Raw genomic sequence first — 22,625 nt, forward strand, 5'->3', positions numbered from 1 at the left:
AACGTGATGTTAGAATCGAAACCGATTTATAACCTTTTAATTGGGTGAGATGTTATGAAAAAAATAGCAGTTACATCATTGTCGTTGTCTTTATTATTGGTTGGTTGTGCGCCAATGAATCATCAAGATGTAGGTACGCTCTCAGGTGGGGTTATTGGTGGATTAATTGGAAGCCAATTTGGTGGTGGCCCAGCAGCTAGATTGGCTGCAACAGCAGGTGGTGCTATTGCAGGTGCTTATTTAGGTGGTCAAATTGGTAAATATATGGATAAGGTAGATAGAATGGAAATGCAACGTGCCTTAGAAACTGCACCCACTGGCAGATCCGTACATTGGTCAAATCCAGACACTGGAAATAGTTATACTGTACAACCTACTCGTACTTATTATCGTGAGCGTTTACCTTGTCGTGAGTACTTAACTAAGGCAATCATCGATGGACGTCCACAGACATTACGTGGTAGCGCATGTCGCCAGCCAGATGGTACTTGGCATGTTGTAAATTAAAAACAATTCATGTTATCCATGTAGCCTGGGTGAACCCAGGCTACGCAATTAAATGTTATTTAACTTCTTCATCCTTTTTTTTGTCACAGCATATACATTTACAGCAACAAAATAGGTTATATAGCCAGGCAATAATAAAACCCATGATGAAGGCATCAATAAACCCTATAATACCTCCCAAAATACTTCCTTTAATTGAAGGAGTATATCCTGGATATAAAGAACCTACAGCGATTACAAAACCATGCCCATATGTATAAAAGTATGCGAGTAATCCTATCACCAAGATAGACACACCCCAGAGTACTCCAAATGCAAGACCTAGAGCCACAGGGCTTAATTTGCAACCTTTCATGTTCATCTCTCCTTAAGTATCTTGTAGCCTGGGTGCAGCGCAGCGAAACCCAGGAGATAGCAACAAAACCTGGGTTTCGCTGTGCCCAGGCTACGAAAACAGCAAAACTAGAATAAAATCAACTGCCTTTCTCAAAGTATAGACTAAGGTATTAATTAATTAACAATTTCTCGCAAATTGAAAAATATAAAGTTTCTAATTGATGTAAATCACTTAAAGAAACGCATTCATTCACTTGATGAATGGTGGCATTAACCGGTCCAAGTTCTACAACTTCAACACCATAGGGGGCTATGAAACGACCATCAGATGTCCCACCACTTGTAGAAAGCTCAGGAGAATTTTTTGTGAGCTCGATGATTGCTTCTTTACAGCTCTCCAGTAAGGCACCTTGGGCTGTCAGGAAAGGTTCGCCACTGAGACGCCATTCCATGATAGGATTCAGATCGTGATTTTGAAAAATAGTGGTCATTTTTTCTTTTAGCACACTATGTGTTTGCTCTGTCGAATATCTAAAATTTAAGTGTAAAACCAGATCCCCAGGAATTATATTGAGCGCTTGGCCTCCAGATTGAAGATGGGTAATTTGCATGGATGTTGGCGGAAAATGATGGTTTCCCTGATCCCAAAGCGTTGTACTTAGCTCGGCTAATACGGGACTAATTTTGTGTATTGGATTATCTGCCAAGTGAGGATAGGCAACATGACCTTGTTTCCCATGTAAGGTAATTTTCGCACTCAAGGAACCGCGTCGGCCAATTTTAAGCACATCGCCAACTCGATGTGTACTTGAAGGTTCACCTACAATACAATAATCAATGTGAATCCCTTGATTTTTTAAAAGCTGCATGACATAAGGTGTGCCCATATCATAATCATTACCTTCCTCGCCACTGGTAATAAGGAATCCCAATCTTCCCTGAAACTTGGGATAGGTTTTAACAAATCGTTGTGCCATAAGCAGCATACATGCAAGGCTTCCTTTCATATCAGCAACACCACGCCCAAAAAGCATTCCGTTTTTATGTTCCATGATAAACGGATCGGATAACCATTTTGTTGCATCACCGACAGGAACTACATCGGTATGGCCAGCAAAGACCAGAAGCGGGCCTGATTCTCCATAAGATGCGAAGAAGTTAGAAACGGGCTCCTTATTCATGCGTTGGCAACTAAATCCTATACGCTCCAAAAATTGGATCATAAACTCCTGACAACCTGCATCTTCAGGGGTAATAGATGGAAAGCGAACCAGTTTGTTTAATATTTCTTGTAATTCAGAATGTGGTGTTACTGATTCAGTCATTTTATCCTGCTCTCAATAATTCATTAATACTCACTTTTGCTCTAGTCTTTTCGTCCACCTGTTTTACAATGACAGCACAATATAAACTGTAGCTTTTATCTTCACTGGGTAAACTTCCAGCAACGACTACAGAACCAGCGGGAATTCGACCGTAGGTAATTTCGCCAGTTAGGCGATTGTATATTTTGGTGCTTTGCCCTAAATATACACCCATGGATAAGACCGAATTGCGTTCCACAATCACTCCTTCAACTACTTCCGAACGAGCGCCAATAAAGCAATTGTCTTCGATTATTGTGGGATTAGCTTGTAATGGCTCCAGAACACCTCCAATACCTACTCCACCTGAAAGGTGCACGTTTTTACCAATTTGCGCACAAGAGCCGACAGTTGCCCAAGTATCAACCATGACTCCTTCATCAATATAGGCGCCTATGTTGACATAAGATGGCATTAAAACGCAGTTGTTGGCAATGTATGCCCCTTTGCGAACCATGGCATGTGGCACTACCCGTACACCCGTTTGCTTAAATTGTTCTTCCGTATAGTTATTGTATTTGAGAGGAACCTTGTCATAAAACTGACAAAAACCTGAATCAATAACTTGGTTAGGATAAAGTCTAAAAGACAAAAGAACTGCCTTTTTTATCCATTGATGAACTACCCATTGCTCATTTATTTTTTCTGCAACACGGTATTGGCCGCTATCAAGGCAAGAAAGAACCTCATTCACTGCAGTGATGAGCTCAGGAGAAGCTGTTTCAATGGAGAGCGTTTGACGTTCTTCAAAAGCTTGTTCAATTGTAGATTGTAATGTATGCATCTGTTTTTCCTGTATCATTTTGTAGCCTGGGTGCAGCGCAGCGAAACCCGGGGAGTTCTAAAACAGTTAAACCTGGGCTCCGCAGCGCTGCACCCAGGCTACAATAATTAATACGCAAGTGCATATTCCAGATCCGCTTGTAAATCTTCCACGTGCTCTATACCTACTGAAAGACGAATAAACCCATCTTCTATCCCTAAAATTTTACGTTTTTCTGGTGGCACAGAAGCATGTGTCATAATCGCTGGATGCTCAATTAAGCTTTCTACTCCACCTAGGCTTTCGGCTAAGGTAAACAGCTCGCAGCGAGCAAGGAAGCGTTTGGCTGCATCAATACCGCCATCAAGTACCATGGAAATCATACCACCAAAACCATGCATTTGTTCTTTGGCCAAATCATGTTGAGGGTGGCTTGCAAGGCCTGGATAGATTACTTTCTTTACTTTAGGTTGCTTACTTAGCCAATTTGCCAGGTGATTTGCATTCTCACAATGTCGCTCCATGCGCAACGACAGGGTTTTCAAACTTCTTAAAACTAGGAAACTGTCAAAAGGACCTGCAACACCACCACAAGAATTTTGCAGAAAAGCAATTTTGTCAGCTAGATTAGGATTGTCACCAACAACCACAACGCCGCTGACTACATCTGAATGGCCATTAAGATATTTGGTTGCAGAATGAAGTACGATGTCGAATCCCAACTCGATAGGTCTTTGAATCCAAGGCGTCGCAAATGTATTGTCTGCAACGGCTATAAGATTATGGCGTTTTGCTATCTTAGCTATTTCACGTAAATTGGCTAGTTTTAACATAGGATTAGAAGGTGTTTCTACCCAGAGCATACGTGTTTTAGGAGTAATTGCTGCTTCAATATGGTCAGTATTAGACATATCTACAAAAGAAAAAGATAATTCTGACGTGCGGGTTTTAACTTTGTCAAATAAACGAAATGTGCCTCCATAAAGATCATCCATGGCGACTACATGATCTCCTGCATCTAATAAATCAACAACTGTATTAATCGCGGCCATTCCAGAAGCAAAAGCAAAACCACGTTGACCTGATTCCAAACTGGCAATACACCCTTCATAAGCATCGCGAGTAGGGTTATGTGTGCGTGAGTATTCATATCCAAGATGTTCGCCTGGAGCAATTTGTTTGTAAGTTGACGTTGCATAAATAGGGGTCATAACTGCGCCGGTACTTGGGCATGGTTTTTGACCTGCATGAATGGCTCGAGTTTCAAAGTGATTCTTCTTCATTGGATATCCTTAAGGGCGGTAAATTTTTATGCAATCGTTCACTATGTTCACTGAAAGCCATCTTGGTGGAGGTTAAATCTGACTTTTCGCTTGTGAATAGATACATTTTTGTGTTGATATCTTTCTTCCACTTGTGTACGAGTGATCTTTTCATAGTGGTTTATGTAGGATATTCTAGTGGGGGTTCTATTTATAGGCAAGTTCTACTTTGTGGGTAGCCAGGGGGCGGCTTAATGGCAATGCGGATGCAGCGAAGTTTGATACTTCAGGGGCGTTTTGATAATGAAATTTGATCTTCATGCTTTATTTTCAGCAAAATACGCACAATGGATTATTATTGCTTTTATTTCACTGTTTTCCATACTGATTATTACTGAATACGCTACTTTGATCTTTTCTCCTATAAAGATACACGCAGCACCTGAAGCTACAAAAGAGATGCCAGTGATACCCAAGCAGAATTCCTTCGATGCAATTTTACATTCCTCTTTATTTGGGGTGTATGTTTCTAATAATTTATCCAGTATTAAAAAATCCATGCTGAATGTTACTTTAGTAGGAATTTTACGTGCTCATAAGATCAATAATTCCCAAGTAATCATTCGTTCTGCAACTGGGGAGGAAAGAACTTATAAATTAGGCGATACCATCCCTGGGGGTGCCGTGATCAAGCGTATTATGACTTCCGGGATTTTGGTTGAACGCAATGGCGCATTAGAGAGTTTAAGTTTACCCAAAAATGAATTAATCTTTGAACCAGTGGCTAAGCCTTTGAAAGGGGAATAAAAATTTTATGAGACGCATATTTAATGTATTAATCGTTGTAATTTTTATTTCTACTCTTTCTGCCTGTGTTGTTACCCGTGCAAACAATTTGCGTGAAGGGATTGATAGCTTTAGACTCGAAAATTACCGTAAGGCGTTTATTCGCCTAAAACCAATAGCTGAAAAAGGCCAGCCTGATGCTCAATATGCCGTGGGCTATATGTATTATTATGGCAAAGGTGTAGTTGAAGATCGAAAGAAAGCGTGGTTTTGGATTAATGCTGCAGCAAATTTAGGACAGCCTGATGCCAAAGAAGCTATTCGCATATTGGCTCGTGGTGGCTCATTGAGTTAAAACTACAGTTCGATATTTTGTAGCCCGGGTGTAGCATGGCAGAACATGGGATTCTGAACATAGATAAGTATCTTAATCCCCGCGTTTCACTTCGCTGCACCCTGGCTACAAGGCAAAAATAATGCAGCCCTATTATTCTTTGAGGGCTTTAAATAAACATGCTGTAATGAGAAGACAATATTTTAGTAGTAGGTTGTGCTAATCCTAAGGCGTTTATTTGTTCTTTTGCAAACCACTGTCCCTGTTTCTCAGATAAGATGTTACCTAATGCTTTAGTTTTTATACTGAGCGCATTGATTTCCAAATGCAAATGAGTAAAACGATGTTTAAATGCGATCAATTTTTTTGGGGTTTCTCCTGATAAATCATAGTTCAGACGAATAAAATCAAGAGGGCAGTCCCCTTCATCCAAACTGGGTAAACACCATAAGCCTCCCCATAATCCAGTAGGGGGCCTTCTTTCTAAATAGATATGGCCTTGCGCATCGTGCAAAACCAGAAATTGCTGGAATTGCGTCGGTATGGTTTTTTTTACTTTTTTTGTGGGGTATAAATGTTGTTCCTTATGCTTCAATGCCAGGCAGTTATTCTGCACGGGGCAATTAAGGCAATTGGGATTTTTAGAGGTACAGCACGTTGCTCCCAAATCCATAATTGCTTGGGTGTAATCGGCACAATGTTCATTAGGCATGCATGAGTTAGCTAATTCCCACAGTGTTTTCTTTACTTGAGCCTGTTCTGGATATCCTTTGACCATGAAAAAACGAGTTAAAACGCGTTTTACATTGCCATCAAGAATAGCAACAGGTTGATTAAAAGCTTGTGACACGATGGCTGCCGCCGTAGATGGACCAATTCCTGGGAGTTCTTTTAATAACTGATAATCATCAGGTAAAACACCTTCATGATGTTCCATTACTCTTTTTGCTGTTTGGTGAAGATTTCTGGCGCGGCTGTAATAACCAAGTCCTGACCATAAAGAAAGTACCTCATCTTCCTGTGCCCGAGCCAAATCACTGAGCGTTGGGAATCGTTGCATAAAACGTTCGAAATAAGGGATAACTGTTTGTACTTGGGTTTGCTGAAGCATAATTTCAGAAATCCAGACTCTATACGCGCTACGAGGTAATTGCCACGGCAGATTGTGACGACCATAAAGAGCAAACCACTGTAGCAAAGGTTGACTAAATTGTTTGTATAAATTTTGTTTGTTCACGCGCCACTTCTTTGATGCTTTATTGTTGGCGTACTGTAAAAAAAGTAATGCTCCAGGTCAATGAGATATCGTCACAATATGTTAAGAGAGGCTATATATGCGCTAAGTTCCAAATCTACGGTTGGTGAATAAAAAAATGTGTTGGGCTCAGTGGTATAAAACTCATCATTAAATCGAGTTTTATCCTCTTCTTTAAGAAAAGGCCCAGGACCTAAATTTCTCATAATGGAAGTGACGGTATTATTTGGGATTAAATGAAATTTTGTAGGCTCTCCGTTGTCTAAGTTAGTCTGAATGGATAAGACTGGTTTTAGAGTTTCAACACACTGCGCGACATCTTTTTGAGTTTTTAAGTCGCTAATGCTATGAATAATATTAGAAGGGTAGGCATAAATGTTAACGTCTGCATAAATATTACGGATGTGTTGGAAAGTTTCCTTGTCAGACCAGCTCTGTTGTAGAATTACTGCATCATTGACCATCTGTTTAACACGTGCAAAGCCATATTGTTCCATTAGACTCACAAGTAAATCATGTAATTGTTTAAATGATTCCTCGTCAAAAATATCCATAGAAAACTGTTCTATCTTGTTTGCTTTTAAAAATTTAATAAAACCATCTACGAATAACAAGGGATTGGTTTCGGAACTCGAACTAAAATAGGCTTTGATTAATTTCCAACTGTCTGCAACTTGGGGACTTAGATCAACGATGATGATTTGAGGCACACTACTTACTTTTTCTCCTAAGTGAGAGGCTAAAGCAATAGAGCCAAAGATAGAGGTACCTACAAAGACAAAAGGTTTATCTGTTTGATACGGCTCCAGATCTTTCTTTTTAATAGGATCATTACCTAACCAAAATGCAAAGCATTCATTTAATTGCTCTGTTGGTAGTTGTCGGATTTTAGATAAAAGCTGAAGTCGTTTGTTTTGTGCTCTGTCACTTGGAGTTATTTCTAAATTTTCAAACATGATTGTGCATTGCTATTTGTATAAATTAGAATCATTATACCTCATTTTGATTTTAAATTAAACACTATGTTTGTTGTTTGTTGCTTGTTAGTTTTGAGCATCAAAATCATGAAAAAATTAAAGCGATACGCGGTGGCGATATGGCGATATATGGTCTATCGTTTTAAATAGGGGCCTGTTGTACTCAGGATGAGTCAAATCAAGCTGAATCATTTTGCTAGAGATTGTCGCGAATGCATTTACTGCATTGACGATGTGAGTTTTTTTAGGATTTTTTCAGGAAAAAAAGAAAATACTAAAGGGCAAAAAATCTTAAAAGCGTATCACGTCAATACATTAAATGAACGCAGTAAATCTGTTGGTGAGGGATTTAGGTAAAACAAGGAGAGGGATATGCGTCATAGCCAACACGAAATAGTAGTATTAAAACCTACGGCTGTTTTTTTATCATTTCTTGCCTCACAATTACCTGAGACTAAATTACCGGATCTTAGATTATTACAGATTGATAACACGGCTTACGTCTTACAAAAACAAAATTCAGATGACGCGACTCTAGATGAAATAGAGAAGTATTTTTCAAGGATGTTTCGTCATGAAATTAGTCGTTGGCTGGGCGATAAGGCACGTAATGCAATAGAAACCAATTTTCTTGATTTTCTTTGTTGTTTTAAATTTGAATTACACAATCATATTTTATTAATGGAACCCTCCATAGAAACAAGCCATCAATTGTTACTCATTAAGCCACGTCTAGCTTTACTTAATTGGATCAAAGAAAGCTTGGAAGGTCAGGATGATTTGGTGGATGTTATTGAAAAAGTAGAATTATCTCATTTGGAAGAAAATGCAACGGTGTTAGTTAAGAATTTTTCTAATTTGACTGAGATAAAACCTTTCATTAAAGAAAATTACATTCCCATTTATTCAGCTGCCATGAGCAGGATGTCGAGCCAACCCGATCAATGGCCATCAATTAATTCTTTTCAAGACTTTAATCGTTATTTTGCTATTGAAATACATACTCAATTGATTCATTTGTCTTAATTCAAGGAGTTGACTATGGAGCCAGTCAGTATAGCGCTTATTTGTGCCGCGGTATTGGGAACTGTTGTGGTTTTAGCTGCATTTATCCGACAAATCCTGCTAAGCCGAGACAAACAATTAAATGACGATGCGCAAACTAGGGCATTGTCTCATGAAGTCAAAGAATTGGAGCAAATGCGTGTGCAAATGCAAAGTGAGAAGCGTTTTGATTCTCATTATCAAGTTCTTGGTGCGAATAAAGAGGCGATTAGGTACATTGATACACAAATCGAAGAAATTTTACGTAAAAAAACAGAATTGATTGAGCGTTATGCTTTAGCTATTGTTAAAGAGTCCGGCTCTATCGTCAGTGGGGAAATTTCAGTTGATCGTAAAGTTGCTTGTGAGCGGTTAAGAGATGAAATTGATAAGAAAATTGCATTTTATGAGAGCGAGCTCAAGGAATTACAAGAAAGAAGAGGCTCTCTATGGGATGCGCATACTGATTTTCAACGATATCTCTTAAATCAAGAAAGGTCACGCAATGCCAGTTTGGATAGCGTCTACAAACAACATTCTGCTTTGTTAGAAAAAGTATATCTACGTCATATTGATGATACTGAAATTGTAGCGGTTAAAAGTATGGAAGCATCAACGATGACCTTTAAAGATATGTTTATGATTCCAATACAATTTTTGATGCAATTTTTTGGAGTATCAGTAACACCTGGGATTTCGCTTGTGCAAACGCGCGTCGAGAATATTGCGCGTACCGAAGTAGATAAAGTACAACACGAAATAAATGATCCCGCACCTGAGAAACAAGAAGATGTAGAGCACAAAGAGAATAAAAAGCGGACATCGCAGGAAGCCCATCAAGGTAAACCACAAGATGCAGAGCAAGATGAGGAAGAAAAGGAACATGTGACAATTAATGCAACGACATTTGCGTGAAAATTATTCTTCTGAGCCATTTAGTGACATTTTTGATTGTATATATTACAATTCACTTGCATTTGGGGGAATGCAAGGTTTTGAGCTAATTGGTGGAGATATATTGAATGGCAAGACATCGTTTTTTATGGTTAAGTACTTTTATGCTGTGTTCTATTCTGGCTTTTCCAGGACATAGCGCTAATGTAAGCTCTCTTCTTCCTGATGAACAAAATACTGTGACAGTTTTTCACGAGGCATCACCTAAAGTAGTTTATGTTCACAGGTTAGCAACAGTTACTAATAGAAATAGATCTGCTGCGCGTACAAAGCAAGTACCTGATGGTGCTGGCTCTGGAATTATCTGGAGTAATAACGGTTATGTAGTTACTAATTTTCATGTCATCAAAGGCGCTGATAAACTGGCTATTACATTGGGTAAATTGACAGTACCCGTTAAAGTAGTTGGAGCGGAGCCACGTAAAGACATTGCAGTACTAAAGATCGAATCACCACAAGCATTGGCTCTACTCAAAGGGTTCAAGCCGTTTGACGTAGTGCATCTTCATGATCTTATGGTAGGACAAAAAGCGATTGCGATTGGTAATCCTTTTGGACTTGATCATAGTTTATCTAAGGGTGTGATTTCTGCTTTGGGTAGAAAAGTTCCTGGAATTGGTGGGGTTACAATTCGCAATATGATCCAAACAGATACACCAATTAATCCAGGTAATTCAGGTGGTCCATTATTGAATAGTGCCGGACAGTTAATTGGTATGAACACCATGATTTTTTCTCATTCGGGCACTTCTGCAGGAATTGGTTTTGCTGTTCCGGCGGATGATATTGATCGAATTGTGACACAAATTATTAAAAATGGGAGAGTGGTACTGTCTGGAATAGGCATTCAAAGCGTACCGCCAAATATTGCCCGCCAATTAGGTATACGTAAAGGAATATTAATCGCAGATATTATTCGTAATACACCTGCGCATAAAGCTCATTTACGAGCTACTCACAGAGATGCTTGGGGACGTATCGAATTAGGTGATATTATTGTAGCTCTTAATGGGCATGCAGTGCCTAACTATGATGTTTTGTACAATATGCTTACTGAAATAAAAGTAGGCGAGCAAGTAACTGTTTCCATCCAGCGTGGTAATAAACAAATGGATGTAAAAATGAGAACAATTGATATAGCTGGTGTTTAGCCGTTTACTAAACTTCCACTAATAAATTGCTTATAGCCTAGATGAGGTTCCCCTCATCCGGGCTATAAGTTTTTATAAGTATTTAAATTTCAAGGTTCGTGCAAATATCTGCTTAAGGAGAATAAGGATGTTACTGAATAAAGAGGACTCACTTTTATTATTAGTTGATGTACAAGAAAAATTAACACCTGCCGTATTAGATAGTGAAGCATTTATCGCGCGATGTGAATGGCTTTTAAAATTGGCCAAACGCATGAGCGTCCCCATTCTTGTGAGTGAACAATATCCACAAGGTCTTGGTTCAACGTTAAACCAATTTCAAGCGTATTTTGATCAGCAAGAGTGTGTTGATAAAGTATATTTTTCCTGTATGGGTGAGCCAAGTTATGTTGCGCGACTCAAGCAATTCCATAAAAAACAATTAATTCTTATTGGTATCGAGACACATGTTTGTGTTTTACAAACAGCCTTAGAAATGCGAGAGGCAGGATTTGATGTTTTTGTTGTTGCTGATGCAGTGAGCTGTCGTGGTGAACAAAATATGAAATATGGACTGAAGCGAATGAAACAAGAAGGGGTACACCTAATTACCTCTGAAATGGTATTTTTTGAATGGTTAAGAAAGGCAGGAACTCCTGAGTTCAAACAATTAAGCAAGGAGTTTTTTTAGTTTAAGTCTGGGCTACAAATGATCCGGGCTACGTGACACACAAACCACAAATCATGGAGAGTTATAGTGAATTTTACGAATCAAATCGCATTAATTACCGGTGGTGCTTCAGGTATGGGCAAAGCATCCGTTCAATACTTACAGAAGCGGGGAATGCGGGTTGTAGCTTGGGATAAGCAGGAAGACAAGCAAAGCGAAGCCGATTTATTTATCAATTGTGATGTAACCAGTGATGAATCGGTAGAAAAAGCGATGCAACAAACAATCGAACAATTAGGAACTCCACGAGTTTGTATCAATTGTGCCGGAATTGCTCCTGCAAAGCGTATCGTTGGAAAAGATGGGGCTATGCCTTTGGCCGCGTTTAAACAAGTAATTGATATAAATCTTATTGGCACTTTCAATGTCATGCGCGTTGCTGCGCATGCGATGAGCCACCTAGAGTTGGAAGGTCATTCCCAGGAACGTGGCGTTATTATTAATACCGCATCTATCGCTGCATTTGAAGGACAAATCGGGCAAGCGGCATATAGTGCGTCTAAAGGGGGGGTTGTTGCGATGACACTTCCTGCTGCACGTGAGTTAGCCCAGTTTTCTATCCGCGTTAATACGATTGCACCTGGATTAATCGCTACGCCAATGTTATTGAATATGCCACAAGAGGTACAAGATAATTTAGTGGCGACTATGACTTTTCCAAAACGCTTTGGAAGACCGGATGAATTTGCTTCTTTAGTAGCACAGATTATTGAAAATGGGATGATTAACGGGGAAGTGATACGCTTGGATGGTGCGCTGCGCATGCGCTAATATGTATCAACGAGAGCTCCATTGAGTCTGCCTAAACGGTCAAAATTTCTCTGTTGTTGCTGACAAAGGTAGCAACAACAGAAAGAATATTGGATCGAGCTCACTTCATCCAGTATGAACTATTGAGGTTTAGTTGGATTAAACAACAATTGGCTTAGGGGACTATCACTGTTCACCGTTTCAGAAAGCAGGCAGCTATTGAACATGGTTAATTTCGTAGTTGAGTAACTTTGCTCCTGTCCTGTTGGGGTAGGAAATAAGCCTGGATCTTGATTAGGAAGAGATTCTGAAGCATGGATTGTGTCAAAAAAGACGCTTTCATCGCCTTCCCCATCCAACGCGTCTTTGTAGTAGGGATTTATTTCATGAGTATCAACTAAAACAACTTGTTTGGGAGAGGTCTCCTCAGGTCCTTGCATCCAGCCCATCTTCTTCACCTAGATCAACCCAGCGGTGTCCTGAGCTGTCAACAACTAAATAAGATTTATAGGCAGCCACTTCAGTATAGATACCTTTTTCAGCTAATTTTAGATGCAGAGCGGCAATGAATTCTTTCATTGCGCCTAAATGACAGGCGATGAGGGTAATTCGTTTAACTGCTGTCAATGAACAATCCTCTACTAGACGTTCTACAAGCATGTCAACATCACAGCCTGAAAACTTTTGTTTCTTTTCTCTGCCGTGACCAACCAAATAGAGGCGAGATTGTGTTGTTAATTGACTTAGATCAGGATAACTTTCAAGACGGGAAGAATATATTAAGCGATTTTTTCTTGCAAATGAACAGATAATAAGTTTTTAGCGTTTTCCTTGATTGCACTATCCTGTGTTGATTTATCTGAGTAAAACTCAACTACAACGGTCTGATCATATTTTTTTGAAAAGAATTTCATATAATGTGATAAAAAAATTTTGACCATTATACATTTATTTAACACGATTGCGTTAATTTAGAGCAAAAATAAAGTACTGTTTGGCAATTTACACAGTGTGATTTGAAAAATCTCCCTACAGTTGAGAGAGGGAACCCTTTGAAGCCCCTCTCCCTCAGGTGGAAGAGGGGGAGGGGAAATTTTTATCATTTATTAGTGAAAATCAGAAGTTTCATCCTGACAACACTTTCTCTCTTATGGGAAAAGAGGATGTGTCATTGAAGATGCTCCGTATTTAGGCTTCTTGATGATGTGTATTATCTTGAGATGATTTTATATTTCCAGTCGACGTGTACACACTGATCGCATCTGTTTTATTTCCTGACAGTGTATTGACAATTTCTTGACGTATATAAAGATTACTGGTAATTATTTGTCCGTTAACTGCATTTAACTCACGGCAACGAGTCAGAGTTTCAGCAAGTTTCGTATTTAATTGGTTAATTAAAGTTGCTTCGTCCACACTACAGTCTTTAAGAAATTCTGATAAAGCCAGATTCATCGATTGAGCGGGATTATTATGATTAATAAGCTGCATGCGCTGTTTAGCACTTTCTTCCAGTTTATTAGATAACTCCTGTTTTTTATTGGCAAACTCTTCAAGTCTATTGAATTGGCGAGATGATAATACTTCTTTTTCTTCAACCAACAAGGAATTGAGTGACTCTATCCAATTAATTTCCTGTTCCAAATGGTTACCTAACATGCCGATCTTATTATCCATATCATTGCCCTTAGAAATTAAGCAGGTTCTACATTTAACATTTTCATGGCAATTTTGTCACTATCAATCTGATAGTTTCCAAGCGCAATTTCAGTTTTGAAATATAAAACACGAGCTTCATTAACTTCAGAAACATCTTTAAGAGAGTTTTTTATCGCTTCTAACTGTTTGGAGGTATCACTTATGCTGACAAGTGATGAGGGATCCTCAATCAAGCTTTTGATTTTATCTTGTTGCTTCGTTTTTAAACGATTGTCAGAATCCATAGTTTTAACAGGAACTGCATCACTGATTTGATTAAACATAATTTATCCTCAATCACGTTCGACTTCTTTATGTATCGGCTTTTTTTAAAAAATCTTTAGTAAATTTTTAATTAGAGCTGTTTTTTGTTTCCTACATATTGGCGATCCGCTTATATTTTACGCGATCTGATGCTTGCACTCCCTCTGCCATCCCGTGCTTGTTAAATAATAACATTTACTTTCTTTATACCAGCAATTTGTGCTTCAATAATTTTTTTGGAGGATAAGTTGCGTACTTTTATGGTTTCGCCCAATGAGCCTTCCTCAATAGCCACCCCCTCCATACTTACAGTTAAATTGTTATCATTGACAACAATAGAAACACGCTCTCCTTTGTTAATTAATTTTGCAGCCTCAATATTATGTGGATTAAATGGACTGTTTGCGGGAATATTTTTTTTGCACACTTGTCCTATTAACAGATCCTTTTCAGTAAAGTATCCATTACTTAATCTTTGTACATCCATTTCTGTTTGGTAGATATCATCTCGGCTAAGCCTTGTCCCTTTAACAAGAGTACGTTTGGCCACATATATTGTTTTCGAAACGGTTATTCTAACAGGGACATACAAAGACCAGCGATTGTCATTTTCTTGGCATTTAATACCCATTGTGTTTGTGTTTAAGATAGGAGACTGATAAGGATTAAAAACAACTAATTGATCTTCAGCACAAGCTTTCAGATTTAAGCGAGAGTCAATTTTATCCGCTGTTACCCGAACTTTCCCTTCATTATATGAAGCAAGTTCGCTATGTATGTATTGTTCTACTTTATTTGTTAATACCTCAGGCGACTGTATTGCATCAGAATGCGATACAGTGCTTGCAAAAAATAGTAAAACACTTAGTATGCACTTTTTCACAAATAATCCCTCTTTGAGTAACTCGTTGTAATTAGCAAGTATTGTGCCAATTTTCTGGAGAGTATGACATGAACTTTTGCTTTAGTATTTATGCCATGGCTTTATTGATGTTTCAATTACCGGTTTATGCAGAAAGCCATCGTCCCCAAGAATTTTTAAAATCGATTAGTGGCAGCAAAAATGAAGGGGAACAAATTTATAATCATTTTTGTGTGAATTGCCATGCAAGTAAGCCATTAATTCCCATAGGTGCGCCAAGAATTGGAGAGGAATCTGATTGGAAAGGGCGATTAAAACAAGGAATGAATGTGCTTTTTGAACATACCAATGAAGGTCTAAATGCAATGCCATCAAGAGGTGGATGCTTCGAATGCACTGATAAACAGTTAATGCACGCTATTGAATATATGCTCCCAAAACGACCAAAAAAGTAATCATTAAATGCTCTCTGAGATCATAAAAAAAACACAATGTAAAAAAAATTTATAAAAAAACCTAAACCTATTTTCAAATCTCCCGATAAATAAGAAAAAAAGAGGGAGAAAAAAAGTGAAAAAATATCTAGCGTTAGTTCCAGTATGTGCTTTAGCTACATCCTGTGCTTCCATGGATAGATCGGTTCCTATAGTTGATGATGCGGGGAATACGCATTACACAATGAGTATGGCATCTGATCATAAGGGGGCTAGTTATTTTCCTAAGAAAAGAGCTGCGACAGGGAAAAAAGTGATTGTATTTGACCCTAAAGCAACTGCATGGGCCGCGTACGATAAAGAGGGTAACCGGGTAAATACTGGTAGTGCCTCTGGTGGTAAAGATTTCTGTGAGGACGAAGGCAAGCCATGTCATACAGTTACTGGAACATATAGCATTTACTCTAAAAAAGGAGAAGATTGTACCTCCAGTATTTATCCATTGGAAACACATGGTGGTGCAAGAATGCCGTACTGTATGCATTTCCATGGAGGCTATTCTATCCATGCAGCATATGAAGTACCAAACTACAACGCAAGCCATGGTTGTATCCGGGTTTTACCCAGTGCAGCAAAATGGTTAAACGAAGATTTTGCAGACATTGGTACTACAGTGATTGTTAAACCATACTAATCAATTTGCCATCAGAAAGAGTGTTTTATTTCTGGTGTCAAATTCACATTAATAAAAACATGACAATCTCCACAAAAGCCCTGCATAAGCAGGGCTTTTTTTATGAATTCTACTATCTTGTGCCAAAATGGCGAATTGTAATGTAAATAGAGCCTAAGAATTCAGCCGTTTTTTCATGTAACAACTTGCTAATAAGAGAATCACAATTTACTATCATATTTTTTAAAAATGGGCATGTGGCATTATGATTCTTTGTATTGATGTTGGAAATTCTCATATCTATGGAGGCGTCTTTGATGGAGAAGAGATAAAGCTTCGTTTTCGCCATACGTCTAAAGTAGCTACCTCGGATGAATTGGGTATCTTTTTGAAAACCGTTTTACGAGAGAATAATTGCTCTCCCGAAGCAGTGAAACAAATTGGCATCTGTTCTGTAGTTCCTCAAGTGGATTATTCACTGCGCTCTGCATGTGTTAAATATTTTTCTTTAGAACCATTTTTGTTGCAAGCAGGGGTTAAAACGGGGCTGAATATCAAATATCGTAACCCTATAGAAGTGGGTGCCGACCGAATTGCAAATGCGATTGCAGCAACTCATATTTACCCGAATCAAAACGTGATTGTGATTGATTTTGGCACTGCAACTACTTTCTGTGTTATTAGTGCCCAAAAGGCGTATATGGGCGGGGCTATTTTGCCTGGAGTTCGACTCTCAGTAGATGCTTTATCAAAAAATACAGCAAAATTACCTGCTGTAGAAATAATAAAAATTGAAAATGCGGTTGGACGCTCAACAATAGAAAGCATACAGTCTGGTGTTTATTACGGCGCTATTGGTGCGTGTCGCGAATTGATTCAGCGTTTGAAACAGGAAGCCTTCGGAGCAGAAAAAGCGTTGGTATTAGCAACGGGGGGATTTGCTTCCTTATTTGAAAAGCAAGAATTGTATGATCATCTTGTTCCTGATTTGGTTCTGCAAGGGGTAAGACTCGCTGCTTTGATGAATAATTGATTTAATTAGTAATAAGTATCTAATAGAATTGACTTATTCTTAAATTTAATATGTTAAAAATTCTTTGTTCGAGCAAACTACACAGATACTTTTTTAAAGATAATCCATTTAATCATAAAGAAAGTATCTGCAAAAACTAAATTATTGGAAGCTAATCGTATTAGTTCTTTCTTTATTATAATCTTCTTGGTGCTCTTCAAAATATTCCGTTAAGCTTTCTGGCATGATTCCTTTTATTTCCTCATGATCATCAAGAAATTGAACTAAATTTCCCTGCTCCATATCTTTTCCTGTTAAAAAGTTTTCCAAGACCTTAGCAAGCTGGCTTCCTTTACCAAATAATTCTGATGCAAGAATTTTATTATGTACTAAAGCCGCAGCTTGAACTCGAATAGGCTCCTCACAGTCTGTATGTTTTGAAATGGTATTTAAAAACTCAATTTCTTTGGCTCGGTCGCTCTTCCGAAATATGTTTTTAACCCATCCCCAAAATCGACCATAGGAATCCTCGTATGCTTTTTCATAGTGTTCAGCAATTGCTTGAATAGAGATTTCGTGACCCTTCAGAGACTTCATTTTCTTGTCTGCTAAATGCAAAGAAACCTCGTTTACTTTCTTTTTAAAAAAATCAACTTCATCTTTAAGAATTTCATTCTGCGCTTCTACATACCCAAATCGTTCATTAAAATCATTTCTATTTACTCGATTATACATAAGAAATGCTTCAGCCATTATTTGTTGATACTTTAAAAGAAGGTCCAAGGCTTGATAATATTGTTTTGTAGCTATTTCAAATTGATGTCTATTTTCTTCATTATCTACCCGCATTATTTTTTGTGCTGACTGAATGAAATGATTTTTATATGGAGAAAAGGCTGGTAAAAATTCGTCTTTATATATCCTTTGTTGCTCATTTAGGTCATCCATCCCTAAACTTAACATCTTATTAAAAATGCCCGTGTGAAGTAGGATTCTTTCATTTACACGAGTCATCTCACTGGCGTTTCCATATGGGTCATCTTTAGCAAGAGATTCTTTTGATAGTTCATATTGTTCAATTAAGAGATTAACCCTTGTTGTATTGGTGTTTTGACTCACTTTTCTCTCCGTTTATCAACGACAATGACTATAATACCGTTAGCAACATCAGCACAGTACTAAAATGATGCCTATAGGCTATATTGTATGCTATATTTTTCTACAATGTAATCTTTATATGGTCATTTTTCAGATTTTTAGTGCGTTGAGTGTATTATTATTGTTATGACTTTTTGATTTCGGCCTTGGATATTCTATTGAAGTTTGAAGTTCATTTTGATTATCTTTTCAAGACGCATTTTCTTTTAAATTACCCTGGCTCGTGGTGCCAAGAAGAAAAATAGATACTGAATCAGCACGCGCTACATCCCATGCCCCGGTTATGCCTTTTAATGAATTCCTTTTTTAATTGAGCACTGCTCATAATTTTTGTATAAAGATCTGTTTTTAATCATCTATTTCATGACCTCTAAATAAATTAATTAAAAAGTGGGTTTTTATCTTGACGCATGGAGAAATGTGTTCCTATAGTGTATAAAAGTGGGTTAAAATAATAAAAAAGTGGAGAATTGTGGGGGGATTAAAACTTCCACATAAAAGAAAGCAATGTTCCGTGGAATAAATGCCATCACCATCGATACCAAAGGGCGCTTAGCCATCCCTACGCGTTATCGTTCTGCGCTGGGTGCTGAAGAAAAAACGCCGCTGGTGGTGACTATTGATACGGAAGAAACATGTTTGTTGCTCTACACAGCGGCTCAATGGCAAATAATTGAAGATAATTTGCAAAAATTACCCAGTTTTAATGCAGCGGCACGAAGAATTCAGCGTTTATTAATTGGTCATGCGACTGACGTTGAGCTCGATGCAAATGGACGAGTGTTGTTACCTACAGTTTTAAGAAATTATGCGCAGTTGGAAAAAGATGTAGTGATGATAGGCCAAGGAAATAAATTTGAAGTATGGAATAAGGATCTTTGGGAAACCCGACGTGAACAATGGTTGGCTGAGGAAAGCTCTGGAACCAGTGGGTTACCTGATGAAATGAAAACGTTTTCTTTGTAATGGAAACAAAAATGGCAATGCATCAGTCAGTATTACTACATGAATCAATAGAAGGTTTGGCCATTAAAAATGGTGGAATCTATTTTGATGGTACATTCGGTCGAGGTGGCCATAGCAGAGAAATTTTACGCCATTTAAATGATCAAGGTCGTTTATATGCCATAGATAAAGACATAGATGCAATTGTGTATGCCGGAGAACATTTCGGTGAAGACAAACGGTTTCATATATTCCAAGGCTCATTTTCACGAATTCAAGAGTTTGCAACCGAAGCCGGTGTGGTGGGAAAAGTAGATGGCATTTTACTGGACTTAGGTGTGTCCTCGCCGCAGCTGGATAATCCTGAACGCGGTTTTAGTTTTATGCAGCAAGGTCCATTAGATATGCGTATGGATTTGTCTCAACCTCTGAGCGCCGCTCGATTTGTTAATGAAGCAGAAGCAGAAGAGATGGCTTCAGTGTTCAGGGTGTATGGGGAAGAGCGTTTTGCAGGCCGTATTGCAAAGGCAATTGTTGCTGCGAGAACCATTACCCCTATCACTACTACCTTGCAGTTGGCGGAAATTGTAAAAGAAGCAAATCCAAAATGGGAAAAGCACAAACATCCTGCAACACGGGTGTTCCAAGCTATACGAATTCATATAAATCAAGAGTTAAATGATTTAAAGAGTTGTTTGGAGCAATGCATTAATGTCTTGGCGCCCAAAGGTAGGCTGGCAGTGATTAGTTTTCACTCCCTTGAAGACCGTATAGTCAAACAATTTATGCGTGATAAAGAACAGGGGGCTAAACCACCTCCAGAAGTGCCCATTCGTTATGAAGAATTAACAACAAATTTTAAAAGAATAGGTAAGGCGATTATGCCGAAAGAAAGTGAAGTAAAAGAGAACGTCAGGGCTCGAAGTGCGGTACTGAGAATAGGGGAGAAATTAGCATGAATGCTGCAGCGAAAGTAATCAATCAAGGGACTTTATTTAATGGTCAACTGGCAGATATGCACATGTCAAAATCATTATACATGCTGGTTATATTATTAGTTGCTGTATTAGTGAGTGCTTTGGCAGTAGTATACAGTACCAATTCATACCGAGTGACTTTGAACAAGGTTGAACAACAAGAACAGCTAACACACTATTTACAGTTGCAATGGGGACAGTTACTTCTCGAACAAGCAAGTCTGGCTACTCCTGCTCGAGTGGAGGAATTGGCTGCCGAAAAATTACAAATGGTTTTACCAACCTCTAAAAATACTTATTGGTTGCAAGCACAGCAGTAGAAGTTTTTGTTTTAAACGAGTACCATTGCCGTTTAGTTTGAATAACGTAGCCTAGGTGGAGGCAAAGCCGTAACCTGGGATTCTAGTGCAATAAAAACCTGGGTTATGATATATCGCCTATCCTTAAAAGGAATTCCCCGCTCCCAGTAATGGGAGAGTAGGGATGAGGGAAATCAGCACCTCATTCGTCCTAAGGGCACCTTCTTCCCTGAGGAAGAAAGGAATTTTCTTCATTAAAGACAGTGCGGCTTTGTCTCCACCCTGGCTACAGATGGATAATATCCATGAAAAACTCAACTCATTTAAATAGACTTATTATCGTATCTTCCTTTTTTTCCCTGCTCTTGCTTATTTTGATTTGGCGCATGGTTGATTTAACGGTACTGCATCGACAATTTCTCCAGGGGCAAGGTAATGCACGGAGTTTACGTGCTGTAGCTATTCCTGCCCATAGAGGAATGATCATGGACAGGAATGGTACGCCATTGGCAATTAGTACACCTGTGGAGTCTGTTTGGGTGAATCCTAAAGAATTTTCACCCGATAAAGAACAATTTATGTCTTTGGCTGAATACCTGAATTTGACACCCAAACAATTAAGCAGAAAAATAGTAGATGCAGAAAATAAAGAATTAGAGTTCCTCTATTTACAAAGGCAATTACCTCCACCTTTAACTAAAAAAATAAAGGCACTAAAAATTCCAGGAGTTAATTTCCAAAAAGAATTCAAACGTTATTATCCTGATTCTGATAGTATTTCTCAGTTGGTTGGATTTACTAACGTAGACGATCAAGGTTTGGAAGGAATCGAACTTGCCTATCAAGATTGGTTGAAAGGTGTTGAGGGTAAAAAAAGAGTAATTAAGGATCGTTTAGGACGAATTATCGAAGAGTTAGGGGTAATCAAAGAACCACGCCCTGGGCGTGATATGACTTTAAGTATTGATAGACGCTTACAATATTTAGCCTACAGTGAATTAAACAAAACAGTTGAGGAGTTCGGTGCAAAATCCGGCTCTGTCGTTGTTGTTGATACGGAAAACGGTGAGATTTTAGCCATGGCTAATGTCCCTTCGTATAACCCTAATTCAAGAGGACGTTACGATAAAGATACTTATAGGAATAGGGCGGTCACCGATACGTTTGAGCCCGGCTCGGTGATTAAGATGTTTAGTATTGCCAGTGCTTTGGAAACAGGTTTATATTCACCGACAACGATTATTGATACTAATCCAAGCTGGATGATTGTCCACGGCCATACCGTTCGAGATATTCATAATTATGGTGTCTTGGATGTAACGGGTGTATTGCAGCACTCGAGTAACGTTGGGGTAACGAAAATGGTTTTAGCCAGTCCCCCAGAACAATTAATTGGCTTGTTACAACGTTGTGGTTTTGGACAACGAACGGAAAGTACTTATCCTGGTGAAAGTGAAGGGGGTATCGTTAATGTGAAGGATGCAAATCCTTTTGTATTAGCTACTTTGAGTTTTGGTTATGGTTTATCAGTTACCGCGTTACAATTAGCTAAAGCCAATATGGTTTTTGCAAACCAAGGTAAATTAATTCCAGTCACTTTATTGCATAATGACCCACCTACTGCAGGTGTGCAGGTAATGAAACCCGAGACAGCACAGCAGGTTCTCTCTATGATGGAAGCCGTTTTGGGTAAAGATGGTACTGGGAAAGCAGCAAGAGTGCCTGGTTATCGAGTGGCAGGAAAAACAGGAACAGCGCGTATAGCAGGAAAAGATGGCTACAAAGATAGAAGATATACTGCAAGTTTTATAGGGATTGCACCAGTTTCAAAACCAAAATTTGTTGTAATTGTCATCATTCATGAGCCTTCTCGTAAAAGTTATTATGCGGCAGCGGTTGCAGCTCCTTTGTTTGCTAAAGTGATGTCAGGAGCCTTACGATTATTTAATGTACCTACTGATGAGCTGGTGGGATAAATTTTGTTCATAGGATAATAAACTAGTTGGACCGCAACCCCTAACCTTGTTTGGGAATACAGTACTTCCAGGTTTCGCTACGCTCACCCAGGCGACAATGGTACAAAGTGCGTTGGCTACTTTTAGAACTTATTG

At 38.6% G+C, this 22,625-nt stretch carries 28 protein-coding genes; 16 read left to right on the top strand and 12 right to left on the bottom strand.

Annotated elements, in window-relative coordinates:
- Nucleotides 1-54 precede the first annotated feature (54 nt).
- Nucleotides 55-507, top strand: a complete 453-nt coding sequence (locus Lste_RS02855; protein ID WP_058509588.1) for an RT0821/Lpp0805 family surface protein — start codon at nt 55-57, stop codon at nt 505-507.
- A gap of 55 nt (nt 508-562) precedes the next feature.
- On the opposite strand, the gene Lste_RS02860 is transcribed toward Lste_RS02855, so the two are convergent.
- From Lste_RS02860 to Lste_RS02875, 4 genes are all read right to left on the bottom strand, one after another.
- Nucleotides 563-862, bottom strand: a complete 300-nt coding sequence (locus tag Lste_RS02860) for a bacteriophage holin (protein WP_058509589.1) — start codon at nt 860-862, stop codon at nt 563-565.
- Nucleotides 863-1,013: 151 nt separating this feature from the next.
- Nucleotides 1,014-2,168: a succinyl-diaminopimelate desuccinylase gene (gene dapE, locus Lste_RS02865; RefSeq protein ID WP_058509590.1), complete on the bottom strand. Its 1,155-nt coding sequence runs from the start codon at nt 2,166-2,168 to the stop codon at nt 1,014-1,016.
- Between the two features lies 1 nt (nt 2,169).
- Complete coding sequence (gene dapD, locus Lste_RS02870; protein WP_058509591.1) at nt 2,170-2,991, bottom strand: 2,3,4,5-tetrahydropyridine-2,6-dicarboxylate N-succinyltransferase; 822 nt, start codon at nt 2,989-2,991, stop codon at nt 2,170-2,172.
- Nucleotides 2,992-3,098: 107 nt separating this feature from the next.
- Nucleotides 3,099-4,253 carry a trans-sulfuration enzyme family protein gene (locus Lste_RS02875; protein ID WP_058509592.1) on the bottom strand — a complete coding sequence of 385 codons (1,155 nt, stop codon included), beginning with the start codon at nt 4,251-4,253 and terminating at the stop codon, nt 3,099-3,101.
- A gap of 282 nt (nt 4,254-4,535) precedes the next feature.
- Between Lste_RS02875 and Lste_RS02880 the strand changes: the two genes are divergently transcribed.
- Nucleotides 4,536-5,039 (top strand): type II secretion system protein N, encoded by a 504-nt coding sequence (locus Lste_RS02880; RefSeq protein WP_058509593.1) that lies wholly within the window; start codon nt 4,536-4,538, stop codon nt 5,037-5,039.
- A 7-nt stretch (nt 5,040-5,046) separates the two neighbouring features.
- Nucleotides 5,047-5,373 carry a tetratricopeptide repeat protein gene (locus Lste_RS02885; RefSeq protein WP_058509594.1) on the top strand — a complete coding sequence of 109 codons (327 nt, stop codon included), beginning with the start codon at nt 5,047-5,049 and terminating at the stop codon, nt 5,371-5,373.
- A gap of 148 nt (nt 5,374-5,521) precedes the next feature.
- On the opposite strand, the gene mutY is transcribed toward Lste_RS02885, so the two are convergent.
- Both mutY and Lste_RS02895 read right to left on the bottom strand, forming a co-directional pair.
- Nucleotides 5,522-6,589, bottom strand: a complete 1,068-nt coding sequence (gene mutY / locus Lste_RS02890; RefSeq protein WP_058509595.1) for an A/G-specific adenine glycosylase — start codon at nt 6,587-6,589, stop codon at nt 5,522-5,524.
- 71 nt (nt 6,590-6,660) lie between these two features.
- Nucleotides 6,661-7,563, bottom strand: coding sequence for a hypothetical protein (locus Lste_RS02895; protein WP_058509596.1), 903 nt, complete (start codon nt 7,561-7,563; stop codon nt 6,661-6,663).
- A gap of 189 nt (nt 7,564-7,752) precedes the next feature.
- On the opposite strand from Lste_RS02895, the gene Lste_RS19380 reads away from it, so the two are divergent.
- The 6 genes from Lste_RS19380 (at nt 7,753) to Lste_RS02925 (ending at nt 12,213) form a co-directional block, all read left to right on the top strand.
- The gene (locus Lste_RS19380; RefSeq protein WP_058509597.1) at nt 7,753-7,941 is read left to right on the top strand and encodes a hypothetical protein; all 189 of its coding nucleotides are present in this window, start codon (nt 7,753-7,755) and stop codon (nt 7,939-7,941) included.
- A 15-nt stretch (nt 7,942-7,956) separates the two neighbouring features.
- Nucleotides 7,957-8,610, top strand: coding sequence for a hypothetical protein (locus Lste_RS02905; protein ID WP_058509598.1), 654 nt, complete (start codon nt 7,957-7,959; stop codon nt 8,608-8,610).
- Between the two features lie 15 nt (nt 8,611-8,625).
- A complete protein-coding gene (locus tag Lste_RS02910; protein ID WP_058509599.1) occupies nt 8,626-9,543 on the top strand; it encodes a hypothetical protein in 918 nt (305 codons plus the stop codon).
- 107 nt (nt 9,544-9,650) lie between these two features.
- Complete coding sequence (locus tag Lste_RS02915) at nt 9,651-10,733, top strand: S1C family serine protease (protein WP_058509600.1); 1,083 nt, start codon at nt 9,651-9,653, stop codon at nt 10,731-10,733.
- 127 nt (nt 10,734-10,860) lie between these two features.
- Nucleotides 10,861-11,403, top strand: coding sequence for a hydrolase (locus tag Lste_RS02920; protein WP_058509601.1), 543 nt, complete (start codon nt 10,861-10,863; stop codon nt 11,401-11,403).
- A gap of 66 nt (nt 11,404-11,469) precedes the next feature.
- On the top strand, nt 11,470-12,213 hold the full coding sequence (locus tag Lste_RS02925; RefSeq protein WP_058509602.1) for an SDR family NAD(P)-dependent oxidoreductase: 744 nt from the start codon (nt 11,470-11,472) through the stop codon (nt 12,211-12,213).
- Nucleotides 12,214-12,332: 119 nt separating this feature from the next.
- On the opposite strand, the gene Lste_RS19520 is transcribed toward Lste_RS02925, so the two are convergent.
- The 5 genes from Lste_RS19520 to flgA form a co-directional block, all read right to left on the bottom strand.
- Nucleotides 12,333-12,641 (bottom strand): hypothetical protein, encoded by a 309-nt coding sequence (locus Lste_RS19520; protein ID WP_058509603.1) that lies wholly within the window; start codon nt 12,639-12,641, stop codon nt 12,333-12,335.
- Nucleotides 12,619-12,906 carry a C80 family cysteine peptidase gene (locus tag Lste_RS19525; RefSeq protein WP_237760407.1) on the bottom strand — a complete coding sequence of 96 codons (288 nt, stop codon included), beginning with the start codon at nt 12,904-12,906 and terminating at the stop codon, nt 12,619-12,621. Before Lste_RS19525 ends, Lste_RS19520 begins: the two co-directional genes overlap by 23 nt.
- A gap of 474 nt (nt 12,907-13,380) precedes the next feature.
- Nucleotides 13,381-13,869 (bottom strand): flagella synthesis protein FlgN, encoded by a 489-nt coding sequence (locus Lste_RS02940; protein ID WP_058509605.1) that lies wholly within the window; start codon nt 13,867-13,869, stop codon nt 13,381-13,383.
- A 17-nt stretch (nt 13,870-13,886) separates the two neighbouring features.
- On the bottom strand, nt 13,887-14,174 hold the full coding sequence (flgM, locus tag Lste_RS02945) for a flagellar biosynthesis anti-sigma factor FlgM (protein WP_058509606.1): 288 nt from the start codon (nt 14,172-14,174) through the stop codon (nt 13,887-13,889).
- 161 nt (nt 14,175-14,335) lie between these two features.
- Complete coding sequence (gene flgA / locus Lste_RS02950; protein WP_058509607.1) at nt 14,336-15,037, bottom strand: flagellar basal body P-ring formation chaperone FlgA; 702 nt, start codon at nt 15,035-15,037, stop codon at nt 14,336-14,338.
- A 68-nt stretch (nt 15,038-15,105) separates the two neighbouring features.
- Here flgA and Lste_RS02955 point away from each other — a divergent pair, with 68 nt between their 5' ends.
- The 3 genes from Lste_RS02955 to Lste_RS02965 all read left to right on the top strand — a co-directional run bounded on the left by Lste_RS02955 (nt 15,106) and on the right by Lste_RS02965 (nt 17,156).
- Nucleotides 15,106-15,471 carry a c-type cytochrome gene (locus Lste_RS02955; RefSeq protein ID WP_058509608.1) on the top strand — a complete coding sequence of 122 codons (366 nt, stop codon included), beginning with the start codon at nt 15,106-15,108 and terminating at the stop codon, nt 15,469-15,471.
- Nucleotides 15,472-15,586: 115 nt separating this feature from the next.
- On the top strand, nt 15,587-16,144 hold the full coding sequence (locus tag Lste_RS02960) for a L,D-transpeptidase (RefSeq protein WP_058509609.1): 558 nt from the start codon (nt 15,587-15,589) through the stop codon (nt 16,142-16,144).
- Nucleotides 16,145-16,388: 244 nt separating this feature from the next.
- Nucleotides 16,389-17,156, top strand: a complete 768-nt coding sequence (locus Lste_RS02965; protein ID WP_058509610.1) for a type III pantothenate kinase — start codon at nt 16,389-16,391, stop codon at nt 17,154-17,156.
- 141 nt (nt 17,157-17,297) lie between these two features.
- On the opposite strand, the gene Lste_RS02970 is transcribed toward Lste_RS02965, so the two are convergent.
- Nucleotides 17,298-18,254: a hypothetical protein gene (locus Lste_RS02970; protein WP_058509611.1), complete on the bottom strand. Its 957-nt coding sequence runs from the start codon at nt 18,252-18,254 to the stop codon at nt 17,298-17,300.
- A gap of 546 nt (nt 18,255-18,800) precedes the next feature.
- Between Lste_RS02970 and mraZ the strand changes: the two genes are divergently transcribed.
- From mraZ to Lste_RS02990, 4 genes are all read left to right on the top strand, one after another.
- The gene (mraZ, locus tag Lste_RS02975; protein ID WP_058468368.1) at nt 18,801-19,259 is read left to right on the top strand and encodes a division/cell wall cluster transcriptional repressor MraZ; all 459 of its coding nucleotides are present in this window, start codon (nt 18,801-18,803) and stop codon (nt 19,257-19,259) included.
- Nucleotides 19,260-19,270: 11 nt separating this feature from the next.
- Nucleotides 19,271-20,197: a 16S rRNA (cytosine(1402)-N(4))-methyltransferase RsmH gene (gene rsmH / locus Lste_RS02980; protein ID WP_058509612.1), complete on the top strand. Its 927-nt coding sequence runs from the start codon at nt 19,271-19,273 to the stop codon at nt 20,195-20,197.
- A complete protein-coding gene (gene ftsL / locus Lste_RS02985; protein ID WP_058509613.1) occupies nt 20,194-20,535 on the top strand; it encodes a cell division protein FtsL in 342 nt (113 codons plus the stop codon). Before rsmH ends, ftsL begins: the two co-directional genes overlap by 4 nt.
- A 284-nt stretch (nt 20,536-20,819) precedes the next feature.
- Nucleotides 20,820-22,490 carry a peptidoglycan D,D-transpeptidase FtsI family protein gene (locus Lste_RS02990; protein ID WP_058509614.1) on the top strand — a complete coding sequence of 557 codons (1,671 nt, stop codon included), beginning with the start codon at nt 20,820-20,822 and terminating at the stop codon, nt 22,488-22,490.
- The last annotated feature ends 135 nt before the right edge of the window (nt 22,491-22,625 follow it).

Source organism: Legionella steelei (genome assembly GCF_001468005.1).
In the GTDB taxonomy this organism is placed as follows: domain Bacteria; phylum Pseudomonadota; class Gammaproteobacteria; order Legionellales; family Legionellaceae; genus Legionella; species Legionella steelei.